A 14922-nucleotide genomic window follows, 5' to 3' on the forward strand; every position below is an offset into this window, starting at 1 on the left:
TATTACTCTTGTCCTAATAGAGTGTGTTAGGATTTATTTATTCCTGTCCAAAAAGAATGTTTTTCATACTGATACATGACTCAGCCACTTTTATTCCACAAAACCTATTTACACCCTACTAGTAAAGAGTGGGTCGTTTTCGTTCATGGTGCTGGTGGCAGTTCTTCGATATGGTTTAAACAGATCAAGGCTTATAAGCAGCACTTCAACTTATTGCTGATTGATCTTCGAGGACACGGAAAATCCAATCAACTGCTTAAAGAGTTGATGACAAGCCGTTATACCTTTACGGCAGTCACCCAAGATATTTTAAAAGTCCTAGATCACCTTAAGATTCAGTCCGCGCACTTTGTCGGTATGTCTCTGGGGACCATCATTGTTCGTAACCTTGCCGAGCTGGCTTCAGAACGCGTACGCTCTATGGTTCTTGGCGGGGCGGTGACACGTTTGAATACACGCTCTCAAATCCTAGTGAGACTTGGTAACTTCGGTAAGCACATCCTGCCATACATGTGGCTGTATAAGTTATTTGCTTACATTGTGATGCCACAGAAGAACCAACGTGAATCGCGACATTTATTTATTCGCGAAGCAAAGAAGCTGTGCCAGAAAGAATTCAAACGTTGGTTTATTTTGGCTGCAGATGTGAACCCGTTGATGCGATATTTTAAAGATCGTGAGCTTCCAATCCCAACCCTATACTTGATGGGGGACAGAGATTATATGTTTATTAAACCTGTCAAAGAGATGGTTGCGGTACATAAGCTCAGCGTCTTGCGCGAAATTCCTGATTGTGGCCACGTGTGTAATGTGGAAAGACCAGACGACTTTAATCAGCATTCTATCGAGTTCATTAAGCAGCAAAGTCTTGCGGCTTAATAGATTTTTCAGTCAGACCCAAAGAGTAGGGGAGCCATTATGGCTCCCCTATTTGATATCCACATTGCCAGCATGCCCCAAACTGACCTTCATTTTGTTCTGAACATTGTGGGCATCGCCAATCTTGATAAGTTCGGTCCGCTTGTTGTCGATAATCTTCAACAATGGCTGACGCTTTCAACTCTTGCTCTGGATGTAAAAGCCAAACATACGGGTCTGTATCATCGCCAAATGGCAGTTCGCCTTTCAAGCCAAACATTCCCTCGCCTCTTACTTCACAAGCTATCTGTTCGGTTTTTAGAAGCTCGCAAACGATATGAGCTTCAGCAGGATTCTTGGCGACGTATATTTTCATTAAGCGTTTCCGTTTTGTACTTGAGCAGGGCGAACTTTATTCATAACCCATTTTGCGATGATTGGGAACAAACCAAGTAACGCAAATGACGCTAATACGGTCGGCGACACAATACCTGATAGGCTATCAATGGTGGCGAGTTGAGTACCAGCGTTTAAGTACACGGCAGTGCCTGGCAGCATACCGATTTGGCTGGTTAAGTAAAAACGCGCAATGGTCATCGGTGTTAACCCCATCAATAAGTTGATAAGGAAAAACGGAAAAACAGGAATCAAGCGCAGAGAAAACAGGTAAAAGGCACCATCTTTTTCAACGCCTTGGTTAATCGCACTCAGTTTACTCCCAAATTTGCTTTGTACCCATTCTCTCAATAGGTAACGGCTACTCAAGAAAGCAATCGTAGCGCCGATGGTGCTGGCAAAAGAAACCAACAATAAGCTAGTCCAAAAACCAAACAAAGCAGCACCGAGCAGGGTAACGACAGCTGCGCCTGGAATCGAAAACGCAGTGATGGCGATATAAGCAAAGAAATAGGTCGCGGCGGCGTATATGAAGTTTTGGTCAATAAAGCTATTTAACGCCTCTTGTTGTGCTTTTGCATTTTCTAGGGTTAGGTATTGGCCAAAATTTACACCTAAAAAGAGGATGGTCGCGACTAGGATCAGTCCTAAAATCATTTTCTTATTCATATCAATTGCTCCGTTTGGCTTCTTAAATAATAAGACAGAATGGAATAAGAAAAAATTTCAAAAAAAAACCGCAGCGTGAAAACTGCGGCTTTTACTCAATGTCATACTGATATGAACGCGCTACGGGAGAGCACTCATCAATTCTTCTCGGCGAGACTGAGGTACGACGCTCCAATGTGTACCGTTGATTGCGCCCTCTAGTGCCCACAACAACTCAAGGCTTACCGTTGAGGCATGCGTATCTTGGATTGCTTTGTAAGCGTTTAAGGCACCTTCTTCTTCTAGCTGCTCGACAGAGTCAATGCCTGCTTTCTTCAACATACGTTCAGTTGCTAGGCGAAGGTTCGGAAGGTCTTTCAATCGGTTAGGTTTGGTGCTCGCTTGTTGCTTTTTCTCTTGCTTAGCGGTCTCTAGAGATTGCTTTGCAACTTCAATCAAGCGATCGGTTGAATCCCATAGATCATTAGAAATCGCATAGTATTTCGTAACAACTGGGAAACCACGTTTTTTGTAGACGTACGGTTTTAGTCCTTGAGTCTCGAAGTCAGAAGATGTTTGTCGGTCAGCTCGAATGTGAAGTTGGTTGTTTACGACTAGCGCAAACATCGTTTCATCAGCGAAGAGCCCGAAGCCGCCAAACATTGAGCGCGACTTGATATTACCAAGTGCCTCAAACAGCTTCATTGAGTCTTTGAGTATCGGTTTATCCATGGTGTGTTATCTCGGTGTAATTAATATTACGCCACCAAAAATCAGGTCCGAGAGATTAGCAAATGCATGCAGACACAATGTCATTAAAGGGTAAACTCACTTAATGCATATTTGCCATCGGTAACCCCGCTACCTTCCATCTAATTCGATGGTTCAGGCCGGAGGCTTTGCGTCCCACCCTTTCGAATGGTTTGCCCTGTGCGTGACCATTTGAGAATACTTCGTATATTGAATTAACATCACGTTTCAAGTACCAAAGTGTGATCTTGGTTCAGTTAATAGTGCTATTTTGGTGTGTTTAGTTTCATATTTTGGACTGCTTAATTGCCATACTAAAGCTTGATGTAGGAAATGGGCTACAAGTGAGTTAAAACAGCAACTTATCTTAGCTTTTGATTGTATAAGCGATGTCGAATGTTTCAAAAAAGTTATTTTACGCAATAAAAAAGCGCCCCGAAGAGCGCTTTATAAAAATTGAGGTGAAATTAGTTCAATTTCTTAACTGTATTGCGAACTACGATCTCTGGCTGCATCTCAAACACACGCTTTTCGTGCTCTTTGTCTTTGATGCGCTCTAGTAGAATTTCAAACGCGTTTTTACCCACACGACGTTTCGGTTGGTGGATCGTTGTTAGCGGCGGTGAGAAGTACTCAGCAAGCTCAATGTTGTCGTAGCCGATAACGGAGATGTCATCTGGTACTTTGATGCCATTTTGTTGTAGACGGCTCATCAACCCTAACGCCATTGTATCGTTAAAGCAGAATACAGCAGTTGGGCGTTTTTCCATTGCAGTGATGTTGTCTGCAGCAAGTACTGCTGTATCACACTCGAAGTTACCTTCAAGAACCCAATCTTCGTTTATTGCAAGATTTGCTTCAGCCATTGCACGACGGTAGCCTGCGATACGCTCTTGGCACGCTGCCTTTTCAAAGTGGCCACTCAAACATGCGATGTCAGTATGACCGTTGTCGATCAGGTATTTCGTCGCGATGTAACCGCCTTCTTCTGAGTTATCAATGATCTTATCTGCCTGTGAGCTTTCTGGGCCCCAGTCCATTACCACTTTAGGAATGTCTGAATGGCGATCAAGCATCTCTTTTAGCTCTTCCGTCAAGTCAGAACACATTACTAGGATGCCGTCTACGCGTTTCTCAGCAAGCATGCGGATGTAGTCACGTTGTTTCTCGTAGATACCACCAGTGTTACATAAGATCAGTGTGTAACCTTGACGGTAACAGTAGCTTTCAACACCATCGATCACTTCAGAGAAGAATAGGTTGGTTGATTGAGTAACTAACATACCGATAGTACGAGTAGAGTTGCATTTCAAACTACGAGCAACAGCACTTGGCGCGTAATTGAGCTCATCCACTGCTTTCATTACTTTTTCTTGAGTGGTCTCTGCAACAAAGCGAGTTTTGTTAATTACGTGCGAAACTGTTGTGGTAGAAACGCCGGCTAAGCGAGCAACGTCTTTAATAGTGGCCATAAATGATGTCCTGTATCGAGCTACTGAATACCGTAGTGAAGACAACCATACGTTTAGGGTCTTGCGCAAACCGAGCAACTGCAGAAAGGGCATTGCTGAGATATTTGGCAGCGGTTGTTCCGAAATCGGTATAAAAATGTTTGTAGCAACATTTGTTGCTGAAACGCCTATTCCTGTCTTACATAAATGAGAAATAGGTCAGCAATCATGTTAAGAAAACACGAAAACCGCTATATTTCAGCGGTTTACATATAAATCATATTTAATCGTTTGCGCTCACATTTTAGACTGATGTGGGCAGACTGGCAATATTTTCAGCGGTTGTTTTGTGCCTTTGAGGTCACATTTTAACGGCTAAATTTGTTGGGTTTCTATGAGCCAGATTAAAAATAAACGAATAAAATAGGGAGCCTAAATAGCAGGCTCCCTAAAATAGGCGGCAATTATTCACCAAGAAGGTAGGTGCTGTCCAGTTTACAGAATGCAATTAATAGTTGCGCAACGCTAACATAGAAGCCAAATTCATCGAATTGCTTACATTTAGCAGCAAACTGAGGCAACCAAGTCATAAGGTGCTGCTGGATGAATTCGTTCTGTTTCTCGAACGCTTCTTCCATATGCTTTTCTTGCTCTAGTTCGTTTGAGCGAATGATCATGTTGCCTAAGAAATCCAGCTCTACCGCTAAGTGGTCTGCTGGTTCTTTAAGGTTTTCGTCTACCTGCACGCCAAAATCAGCCATCAGCTTTTCCATCTCTTCTGCTGGTTTATCATTTAGCAGGCCAGATTTACCGATGTACATAGAGGCGTAAGGCAGTGCGCCGTGTTTTTCTGTTTTAAGGAAAAGTTCGCAGAAGTCTGCAGCTAATTCTAGCTGAGCGTCTTCACGATCTTGTTGGCGGTTGAGTGCATCAACAAGGGTATCAACGGCTGGTTTCAGTGATTCATTTTCACCAAGGCCGGCTAAAAAGCTTCGAATTTCAACACTGTGGTAGGCTTCCAATTCATTTTCTGTCAGCTCTTTTGCGAACAGACTAGAAAACCACCAATAGATCTCGGCGCGTTTTTCGTTAAAAGCTTTCACTTCTTGCATTTTTTTGCTCCTGAATGATTCTCCCTTAAGTGTAAACAATTAAGATGAATAGCAGTAACTATAATTGTTATGCTTTGTGGGAAAATATTCGTAGTTATGTATGGCCGTAAATAAACTTGCTTTGAATCAATAAAATCGCAAAATCTTGCATTTTAATGGTTCCACGACTAGAAATGTTACTAGTTATGAATAGAATACGTCTTGGATAATAAAAAAGACAGAAAGTGGTGTAAATGAGCTATCACGTATTAGTCGTAGAAGATGATGTTGTAACTCGTAGTAAGCTTGCGGGCTATTTCCAAAACGAAGGCTACAAAGTCAGTGAAGCAGAAAGTGGCGCAGAGATGCGTGAAGTGCTGCAAGGTGGCGATGTAGATTTAATTATGCTGGATATTAACTTGCCCGGCGAAGACGGCCTGATGCTTACGCGTGAATTACGCAGCCAATCAGATATCGGCATCATATTAGTGACAGGACGCACGGATAGCATTGACAAAATCGTTGGCCTAGAAATGGGCGCAGACGATTATGTGACAAAGCCTTTTGAACTAAGGGAATTACTGGTTCGCGTTAAGAACTTGCTATGGCGCATCTCTGCGGCTCGCAACGGTTCTCAAAAAGCAGCCAGCGACACTAATGAAGAACACATTGTGCGCTTCGGTGAGTGGACGTTTGATATTCAACGTCGTGCTCTAAGCCGCAATGGTGAGCCAGTGAAACTAACGAAAGCAGAATATGAGCTGTTAGTTGCATTGTCTTCGTACCCAAATCAGGTACTTAGCCGTGAGCGTATTTTGAATATGATCAGCCACCGAGTGGATGCGCCAAACGATCGTACTATCGACGTTTTGATTCGCCGCATGCGAGCTAAGATGGAGTTTGACCCTAAGAACCCACAAATCTTTGTGACGGTTCACGGTGAAGGCTACATGTTCGCTGGTGACTAAATCATCGCAGTAAAGAAAAAGGAGAGCACTGGCTCTCCTTTTTTGTGTCTGTCATTTTTGTAGCGCAATCTGGCGTAAGATGCTTGCTAGCTATTAAACGCTGTTTCTATGGCTGCAATATTTCAGGATCTTCCATTTCAACCATTGGTGTTTGACCGACGTTGTCGCGCAGCTTTTGCCATAACCCACCAAGGTATTCATACCAGTAGAGTTCGGTTTGCTCTAGGTAGCGTGCTTTTGGTGCGTATTTCTGCCATGGCTGCTCGATGTCATCAATCGCCATAAAGTTCGTTGGTGCTGGGATTGGTTTAATACCCGCAGCGTTGAACTCATACAAAGCACGTTTCATGTGGCTAGCAGAAGTCACTAACACAATATCTTTTTGTTTTACGAAGGCTGCCGCTTGGCGTGCTTCTTCCCAGGTGTCTTTCGCGTCTTCCAACAAAATGATATCGGATTTGGCTACACCAAGAGAAAGCGCAACGTTCGCCATCATACGAGCATGGCTTATTTCAGAGCCGCCAGCGTAGCCAGACAGAATGAGTTTTGCACCTGGGTACATACGCAAAATACGAATGCCTTCGGTGAGTCGCATCAGTGATGTGCGACTTAATTGAGAAGTGGGTGGGATCTCATTGTCCACCACATGGCCGTTACCGAGCACCATGACATAGTCAACAGTACCAGAAACAGGTAAAAACGCTTTGTACTCGCGCTCAAGAGGCATTAACAGCTTGGTTGAAACAGGTTGAAAGGCAACAAGAAAAATGCCGACGAAAGAGAATAGAACGACAAAGCAGCCAGTTTTACGTTTTGTGGTAAAACTAATGAGAGCAAGACCTAACAAGCCTATGATTAACAATGCCGGAAGTGGCATAAGCAAGGCAGACATTACTTTTTTCAGCTCAAACATACGAAAATAGTCCGAAAAAACATCAATTGATTATAAAAATGAGGTTGACCCTCTTTATTCCTGCTTTCCTTGTGACAGAATAGCGGCACAATCCGATATGATAACCCAGCAGAAGTGACAGAAGACCGCAATTTCGACGATATCGCCCACAAATTTGCAAAAAATATTTACGGCTCCGATAAAGGGGAGATCCGTCAAATCATTGTGTGGGAAGATTTTCTACAGATTCTAAGTGAATTAGGCGCCGACCATCAAGCTCTACAAGTCCTTGATGCTGGTGGTGGTTTAGCACAAATGTCGCAAAAGCTTGCTAAGCTCGGACATCATGTCGCTTTATGTGATCTATCTTCGGAAATGCTGCAACTAGCGAAACAGGATATTGAAAAAAACGGTTTGCTTGAGCAGTATCGCCTGATTCATTCGCCTGTCCAATCCATTGGTGATCACATGGAAGCGCAGGTGGACCTTGTCATGTTCCATGCTGTCATGGAGTGGTTGGTAGACCCGAAAACCGCACTCGAAACCGTTTTGGAACAGGTCAAGCCGGGGGGCATCGCTTCGGTTATGTTCTATAACCACCACGGCTTAGTCTATAAAAATGTGGTTTGTGGCAACATTCCTCATGTTTTAGACGGCATGCCTCACCGAAAAAGATTTAAACTACAGCCACAAAAAGGCCTAAAACCCGAAGAGGTCTATCAATGGATAGAAGATTCTGGTTTTAGTATTTGTGGAAAATCTGGTATTCGTTCATTCAGTGATTACATAGGCAATATGGAATACATGGGCGATTACGAGTTTGAAGATGTGTTGGCGCTAGAAAAACAACTTTGTCGACAAGAGCCATACCTCTCATTAGGCCGCTATATTCATGTGTGGGCTAAGAAGAACGATAAACAGGAATAACGATGAGTGAGATGACTCTCAATGCTGCAGAGCAACCAATCGATGAGTTGGTTGGCTGGGTAAAGCAGCACGATTTCTCGTTGAACCTGACCACTGAGCGACTGGCATTTTTGATTGCTATCGCAGTACTAAGTAATGAAAGGTTCGATGAAGAATTGGGTGAAGGTGAATTGCACGACGCATTTGCCATCGTCACTCGACTTTTTGATGAGACGGGTGAAGCTTCGGCTTTCCGTGCGAACAATGCCATCAACGAGATGGTTAAGCAGCGCCTCATTAGCCGTTTTGTCAGTGAAATTACTGACGGAGCGAGCATTTACCGCTTGTCGCCATTAGCGATAGGGATAACCGACTACTACGTGCGCCATCGTGAGTTCTCGAAACTGCGTCTTTCTATCCAGCTATCCATGGTAGCGGATGAAATGGCGAAAGCGATTGAAGCGGCACAAAAGGGTGGCACTCCGGGCCACTGGAAGAAAAACGTTTACGGGATTTTGAAATATTCTGTAGGCGAAATCTTCGATCAAATTGACCTCAACCAACGTGTGATGGATGAGCAACAACAATCTGTGAAACAACAGATTGCTGACCTGCTTAACAAAGACTGGCGTGAAGCGATCAACAACTGTGAAGCACTTCTGTCAGAAACATCCAGCACGTTGCGTGAACTTCAAGATACGCTGCAAGCTGCCAGTGATGAACTGCAAACTCAGATCCTAGACATCCAAGAAATTGTTTACGGCGATCCTGAGCTTGAGTTTATCGAAGAAGCCTTGTTTGGTCTGCAAATGAAGCTGGACCGAATCACAAGCTGGGGCCAGCAAGCGATCGACCTTTGGATTGGTTACGACCGACACGTGCACAAGTTTATCCGTACCGCGATCGATATGGATAAGAACCGTGCGTTTAGCTCGCGTCTACGCCAGTCCGTGAAAGACTACTTTGATTCGCCTTGGTATCTGACTTATGCAGATGCGGAAAGGCTTTCTGACCTTCGTGATGAAGCCCTAGTACTGCGTGATGACGAGGTAACAGGTCAAGTTCCGATGGAAGTGGAATACGAAGAGTTTCAACAAGTCAATGATGAGTTGGCGGAGCGAATTGGTGACATGCTGAAAGCGCATAAAGACCAAGACGCACCAATTGATCTGAGCGTGGTACTGCGAGATTACCTTGCACAGCACCCATACACTCATCACTTTGATTTAGCTCGCATTGTCGTTGATCAGGCGGTACGTCTGGGTTATTCAGAATCCGACTACCAAGCTGTTCAGCCAGACTGGAAAGCAATCAACGAATTTGGGGCAAAGGTACAAGCGAATGTCATCGACCGATACTAATGAATACATGTCAGAGAATCTGGCAAAAGCAATTTCTAACCCTCTGTTCCCAGCGCTAGATAGCATGCTTCGAGCAGGGCGTCATATCTCAAGTGAAGATCTAGATAACCACGCGTTGTTGTCGGATTTCGAACTTGAGCTTTCTTCTTTCTACCAACGCTACAACACCGAACTGGTGAAAGCGCCAGAAGGTTTCTTCTACCTTCGTCCTCGTTCAACGTCTCTGATTGGCCGCAGTGTGCTTTCTGAGCTGGATATGCTGGTGGGTAAGGTACTGTGTTTCCTTTACCTAAGCCCAGAGCGTCTTGCGCACGAAGGTATCTTCACTAACCAAGAGCTGTACGACGAACTGCTTGCACTAGCAGATGAAAATAAGCTGATGAAGCTAGTAACGAACCGTGCGACTGGTTCAGACCTTGATAAAGAAAAGCTGTTTGAAAAAGTACGTACGTCACTTCGTCGTCTGCGCCGCCTAGGCATGATCATCAACATCGGTGAAACCGGTAAATTCAGCATCAGTGAAGCGGTATTCCGTTTTGGTGCCGATGTACGTGTTGGCGATGATATGCGTGAAGCGCAGCTACGCCTGATCCGTGATGGTGAAGCGGTAGTGCACACCAAAGAACCAAGCCAAGGCAGCCTATTGTCTGAAGAAGATCAAGACGACCAAGCCCAAGAAGAAACAACAGAAGAGGGTGAAGCATGAGCATGATTGAACGCGGTAAATACCAATCGCTGACCATGGTCAACTGGAACGGCTTCTTTGCCCGTACGTTTGACATCGATGGTCTGGTCACCACGCTATCAGGTGGTAACGGTGCCGGTAAATCAACCACAATGGCGGCGTTCATCACCGCATTGATTCCTGACCAAACGCTACTGCACTTCCGTAACACGACGGAAGCAGGAAGCAGCCAATCGTCTCGCGATAAAGGTTTGTACGGTAAGCTACAGCCGGGCGCGTGTTATGCGGCGCTAGACGTGGTGAACTCACGTAACCAACGCCTATTGTTCGCAGTAAAACTGCAGCAAGTTGCGGGTCGTGATAAGAAAGTAGACATCAAACCGTTTGTTATCCAAGGTCTTCCAAGCCATGTGAAACCAACGGATATCTTGATTGAAAGCGTATCAGCGACTCAAGCTCGTGTACGTCAAATCAACGAAGTAAAAGAATCGATCGCAGAATTTGAAGGTGTTCAATTCAAAGCCTTCTCTTCTATCGTGGATTACCACTCACAGATGTTCGAATTCGGTGTGATTCCGAAGAAACTGCGTAACTCTGGTGACCGCTCTAAGTTCTACCGCCTGATCGAAGCATCGCTTTACGGTGGTATCTCAAGTGCGATTACACGCTCGCTACGTGACTACCTTCTGCCACAAAACGGCGGCGTGAAGAAAGCGTTCCAAGATATGGAATCGGCACTGCGCGAAAACCGCATGACGCTAGAAGCGATCAAAACCACGCAAGCAGACCGTGACTTGTTCAAACACTTGATCACAGAGTCGACTAACTACGTGGCGGCGGACTACATGCGTCACGCGAACGACCGTCGTAATAAGCTAGATAAAACACTGTCATTGCGTTCAGAGCTGTTCGGTTCTCGTGAAACTCTTGTTGAGCAAAACAACCTGCTTAACCGCGTTCAAGAAGAACTAGAACTGTTAGTTGAGTCGGAAGCGGCATTAGAGCAAGACTACCAAGCGGCTTCGGACAACTTGCAACTGGTACAAAACGCACTGCGTCAGCAAGAGAAGATCGAACGCTACCAAGAAGATCTTGAAGAGCTGAGTGAGCGTCTTGAAGAACAGATGATGGTAGTGGAAGAAGCGCAAGAACGCGTGATGATGGTGGAAGAGCAGGCGACCGTTGCGGAAGAAGAGGTGGATAGCCTTAAGACGCAACTGGCAGACTACCAACAAGCACTCGACGTTCAGCAAACTCGCGCGCTTCAATACCAACAAGCGGTTCAAGCGCTGGAAAAAGCGAAACAATTACTTGACAATGACAGCCTAACGGCAGAATCGGCACAAGCGCTTGTCTCTGAACTCAAAAGCAAAGAATCAGAAAGCACCAACGCGTTGCTATCGGTTAAGCACAAGTTGGACATGTCTTCTGCAGCAGCAGAGCAATTCGAAACTGCACTTAAACTGGTACAAAGCATCGTTGGTCAAGTTGAGCGCAGAGACGCGTCTGAACATGCGAAAACCGCAATTGCGAAAGCGCGTGAATCTCAGCAAGTTGCGCAAAACGAACAGCAATGGCGTGCACAGCACCGTGACCTTGAGCGTAGCCTTAACCAGCAACGTCAAGCGCGCGAGCTAGTCAACGAATACCAGAAGCAGTTCCATGTTGAACTGACTGACGAAATCACGTTTGAACAAGAACGTGAGCGTCACGCGATGCAAATTGACTCGCTAGAAATGACGCAAGAAGACGTGCGTGAGCAACGCAGCGAACAGCGTCGTCTAGAGCAAGATGCAGCAGCGGAAATCAACAAGCTAGAAGCCATTGCTCCAACATGGATTGCCGCGAACGATGCGCTAGAAAAACTGCGTGAGCAAAGTGGCGCTGAGCTAGAAGATAGCCAGTCAGTCATGAGCCAAATGCAAGTGGTGCTTGAGCAAGAGAAGACCCTTTCTCTGGCGAAAGACAAACTAGCAGAGCGTCGCAGCCAACTTGACTCTGAGATTGAGCGTCTTGCTTCTCCTGGTGGTTCAAACGACCCTCGTCTGAAAGGTTTGGCAGATACACTGGGCGGCGTATTGCTGTCTGAGATCTACGATGACATCACAATTGATGACGCGCCTTACTTTAGTGCGATGTACGGTCCGGCTCGTCACGCTATCGTTGTTTCTGATCTGTCTGGTATCGAAGAGAAATTAGTAGAGCTAGACGACTGTCCAGAAGACTTGTACATCATTGAAGGTGACATCGATGCCTTTGATGACAGCTCATTCGACGCGGAAGAGCTAGAAGGCGCGGTTTGCGTTCGCATGAACGATCGCCAAATGCGTTACTCTCGCTTGCCTGAAATCCCACTGTTTGGTCGTGCGGCACGTGAGCAGCGTTTAGAGTTACTTCGTAACGAACGTGAAGAAGTGGTTGAGAAGCACGCGAAAGCAGCATTCGATTCGCAAAAAATGCAGCGTCTTTACCAAGCGTTCAACCAGTTTGTGGCAAGCCACATTCAAGTAGCATTCGAAGCTGACCCAGAGCAAGCGCTGGCAACCATTCGTGACAAGCGTAACCAAATCGCTCGCGTACTGGCTGATTTGGATGCAAAAGAGCAACAGCAACGTTCTCAACTGCAAACCAGCAAGCAAGCGTTGTCTTCTCTAGACAAGCTAGCGCCAAACATGGCGTTGATTGAAGATGAGTCGCTGCAGGCACGCTTTGATGAGTTGGAAGAGAAAATCGCTCAGCTTTCAGAAGCAAAAGCTTTCCTAACCAACCACGCGAAAGCTGTGGCGGAATTGGAAAAAGTGGCGGTTGCCCTAGATGCCGATCCAGAGCAATTCGATGCGCTGGAAGCGGAATACAAAGCGGCAGACGAACAGCTACAAGATCTTAAGAAGCAAATCTTTGCACTCTCAGATCTTGTTGAACGTCGCCACTACTTCGCTTACTCAGATTCAGTAGACTTATTGAACAAGAGCAGCGAACTGAGCGAGCAGCTAAAAGCGAAATTGGTTCAAGCTGAACAAATGCGTACATGCTCTCGTGAAGAGTTGAAGCAATCGCAAGGTCAAATGAACCAATACAACCAAGTATTGGCTTCTCTGAAGAGTTCGCACCAAGCGAAACTGGAAACGGTTCAAGAGTTCAAACAAGAACTTCAAGAGTTTGGCGTTAACGCGGACGAAGGTGCAGAAGAACGTGCAATGCGTCGTCGTGATGAACTGCATGAGCGTCTACACACGTCTCGTAGCCGTAAGAGCGAATACGAGCGCACGATCACCTCTACTGAACTAGAGATGAAAGGCTTGGCGAAACGTCTGAAGAAAGTTCAGAAAGAATACGTTGAGCTGCGTACCTTCGTGGTTGCAGCGAAAGCCGGCTGGTGCTCGGTACTTCGTCTGGCGCGCGAGAACGATGTTGAGCGTCGCCTACACAAGCGTGAACTGGCTTACATGTCTGCGGATGAACTGCGTTCGATGTCGGATAAATCATTGGGTGCGCTGCGTCTAGCGGTTGCGAACAATGACGACCTACGTGATGCGCTGCGTCTGTCAGAAGACAACGCACGTCCAGAGCGTAAAGTTCTGTTCTACATCGCGGTTTACCAACACCTTCGTGAGCGTATTCGTCAGGATATCATCCGTACTGATGATCCAGTGGAAGCAATCGAAGAGATGGAAGTAGAGCTAGCGCGTCTAACAGAAGAGCTAACCCAACGTGAAAACCGCCTAGCGATCAGCTCTGAGTCGGTAGCGAGCATCATCAAGAAGACGATTCAGCGTGAGCAAAACCGTATCCGTATGCTGAACCAAGGTTTGTCGAACATCTCGTTCGGTCAGGTGAAGGGCGTACGTCTAAACGTGAAGATCCGCGAAAGTCACGAAGTGCTACTGAACGGTCTAGCGACACAGCAAGAGCAGCATAAAGATCTGTTTGAATCGACTCGTTTTACCTTCTCTGAAGCAATGGCGAAACTGTTCCAACGCGTGAACCCACATATCGATATGGGTCAACGCTCTCCTCAGGTTCTGGGTGAAGAGCTACTGGATTACCGTAACTACCTAGAGCTAAGTGTAGAAGTGAACCGTGGTACAGATGGTTGGCTACAAGCTGAGTCTGGCGCGCTATCAACAGGTGAAGCGATCGGTACCGGTCAGTCAATCCTACTGATGGTAGTGCAAAGCTGGGAAGAAGAGTCTCGTCGTCTGCGTAGCAAAGATATTGTGCCTTGTCGTTTGCTCTTCTTGGATGAAGCAGCACGTCTGGATGCTAAGTCTATCGCGACATTGTTCGAATTGTGTGACCGTCTGGATATGCAGCTTCTTATCGCGGCACCAGAAAACATCAGCCCAGAGAAAGGCACGACCTACAAACTCGTGCGTAAGGTGTTTAAAGACCACGAGCATGTACACGTAGTTGGTCTGCGTGGTTTTGGTCAAACGGATAAGCCTAAGACTGAAGCGCAAGAGATGATTGAAGAGTTTGAATCGTAAACTCCGAATCTAATAAAGCAAAACGCCCGCAATGATTGCGGGCGTTTTTGTTTGTGCTACTTTTAAATCTTGGCCTAGATTTATTAAATTTATACTCAGGCTCATACCAAATCACAGATAATCTTAATCGTTCAGGTTCTTTCTAGTAAATTCCGATGTGTTGAAGCTAACGACTAATTATAGCTACTGGTATTACTTGAAACGTTTGTACCTTGATTCTATTCAAAATAATCAATAGTCTAGTCATTTCTATCAAGAGAGTTGAAGGATAAATGAGACGTAATCTTTTCTTGTCTAGTGGTGACTTTTTAGCTAATTAAATAACCATTTTATCTTACAGTGTTCTCTTAATAAGAAGAGGAAATATTTAACAAACTCATGCTATTATCTATTTTTCTATATAAATGTTGAAAATTTTCTAGCTATTAG

The 14922-nt window shown here is 45.4% G+C and carries 12 protein-coding genes and 1 riboswitch; of the genes, 6 read left to right on the forward strand and 6 right to left on the reverse strand.

Features of this window, described 5'->3' with window-relative positions; all coding sequences use genetic code 11:
- The first annotated feature begins 75 nt into the window (after positions 1–75).
- Entirely contained in the window at positions 76–879 is an 804-nt protein-coding gene (locus A8140_RS05555) for an alpha/beta fold hydrolase (protein WP_005532816.1), read from the forward strand.
- A 37-nt stretch (positions 880–916) separates the two neighbouring features.
- Here A8140_RS05555 and A8140_RS05560 read toward each other — a convergent pair whose 3' ends face one another.
- The 5 genes from A8140_RS05560 to torD all read right to left on the reverse strand — a co-directional run bounded on the left by A8140_RS05560 (position 917) and on the right by torD (position 5215).
- Positions 917–1234, reverse strand: a complete 318-nt coding sequence (locus A8140_RS05560; RefSeq protein WP_005532814.1) for a putative signal transducing protein — start codon at positions 1232–1234, stop codon at positions 917–919.
- Positions 1234–1923 carry a TVP38/TMEM64 family protein gene (locus A8140_RS05565; RefSeq protein WP_005532811.1) on the reverse strand — a complete coding sequence of 230 codons (690 nt, stop codon included), beginning with the start codon at positions 1921–1923 and terminating at the stop codon, positions 1234–1236. Before A8140_RS05565 ends, A8140_RS05560 begins: the two co-directional genes overlap by 1 nt.
- A 120-nt stretch (positions 1924–2043) precedes the next feature.
- Entirely contained in the window at positions 2044–2634 is a 591-nt protein-coding gene (locus A8140_RS05570) for a TfoX/Sxy family DNA transformation protein (protein WP_005532808.1), read from the reverse strand.
- A gap of 116 nt (positions 2635–2750) precedes the next feature.
- Positions 2751–2840, reverse strand: a riboswitch (cyclic di-GMP riboswitch).
- A 279-nt stretch (positions 2841–3119) separates the two neighbouring features.
- A complete protein-coding gene (gene purR / locus A8140_RS05575; protein ID WP_005532805.1) occupies positions 3120–4124 on the reverse strand; it encodes an HTH-type transcriptional repressor PurR in 1005 nt (334 codons plus the stop codon).
- Positions 4125–4567: 443 nt separating this feature from the next.
- A complete protein-coding gene (gene torD, locus A8140_RS05580; RefSeq protein WP_005532804.1) occupies positions 4568–5215 on the reverse strand; it encodes a molecular chaperone TorD in 648 nt (215 codons plus the stop codon).
- 233 nt (positions 5216–5448) lie between these two features.
- Between torD and torR the strand changes: the two genes are divergently transcribed.
- Positions 5449–6162: a two-component system response regulator TorR gene (gene torR, locus A8140_RS05585; RefSeq protein ID WP_005426192.1), complete on the forward strand. Its 714-nt coding sequence runs from the start codon at positions 5449–5451 to the stop codon at positions 6160–6162.
- Positions 6163–6268: 106 nt separating this feature from the next.
- On the opposite strand, the gene elyC is transcribed toward torR, so the two are convergent.
- Positions 6269–7075, reverse strand: coding sequence for an envelope biogenesis factor ElyC (gene elyC, locus A8140_RS05590; protein WP_005532802.1), 807 nt, complete (start codon positions 7073–7075; stop codon positions 6269–6271).
- A gap of 114 nt (positions 7076–7189) precedes the next feature.
- Between elyC and cmoM the strand changes: the two genes are divergently transcribed.
- The 4 genes from cmoM to mukB are packed head-to-tail and all read left to right on the forward strand — an operon-like array spanning position 7190 to position 14493.
- Positions 7190–7981, forward strand: coding sequence for a tRNA uridine 5-oxyacetic acid(34) methyltransferase CmoM (cmoM, locus tag A8140_RS05595; RefSeq protein WP_005532800.1), 792 nt, complete (start codon positions 7190–7192; stop codon positions 7979–7981).
- Positions 7982–7983: 2 nt separating this feature from the next.
- Complete coding sequence (gene mukF / locus A8140_RS05600) at positions 7984–9321, forward strand: chromosome partition protein MukF (protein WP_005532798.1); 1338 nt, start codon at positions 7984–7986, stop codon at positions 9319–9321.
- A complete protein-coding gene (mukE, locus tag A8140_RS05605; RefSeq protein WP_005532796.1) occupies positions 9302–10027 on the forward strand; it encodes a chromosome partition protein MukE in 726 nt (241 codons plus the stop codon). The genes mukF and mukE overlap by 20 nt, the downstream gene beginning before the upstream one ends.
- 2 nt (positions 10028–10029) lie before the next feature.
- Positions 10030–14493 (forward strand): chromosome partition protein MukB, encoded by a 4464-nt coding sequence (mukB, locus tag A8140_RS05610; RefSeq protein ID WP_005532793.1) that lies wholly within the window; start codon positions 10030–10032, stop codon positions 14491–14493.
- The last annotated feature ends 429 nt before the right edge of the window (positions 14494–14922 follow it).

The sequence above is a fragment of the Vibrio campbellii CAIM 519 = NBRC 15631 = ATCC 25920 genome (assembly GCF_002163755.1).
GTDB lineage: Bacteria > Pseudomonadota > Gammaproteobacteria > Enterobacterales > Vibrionaceae > Vibrio > Vibrio campbellii.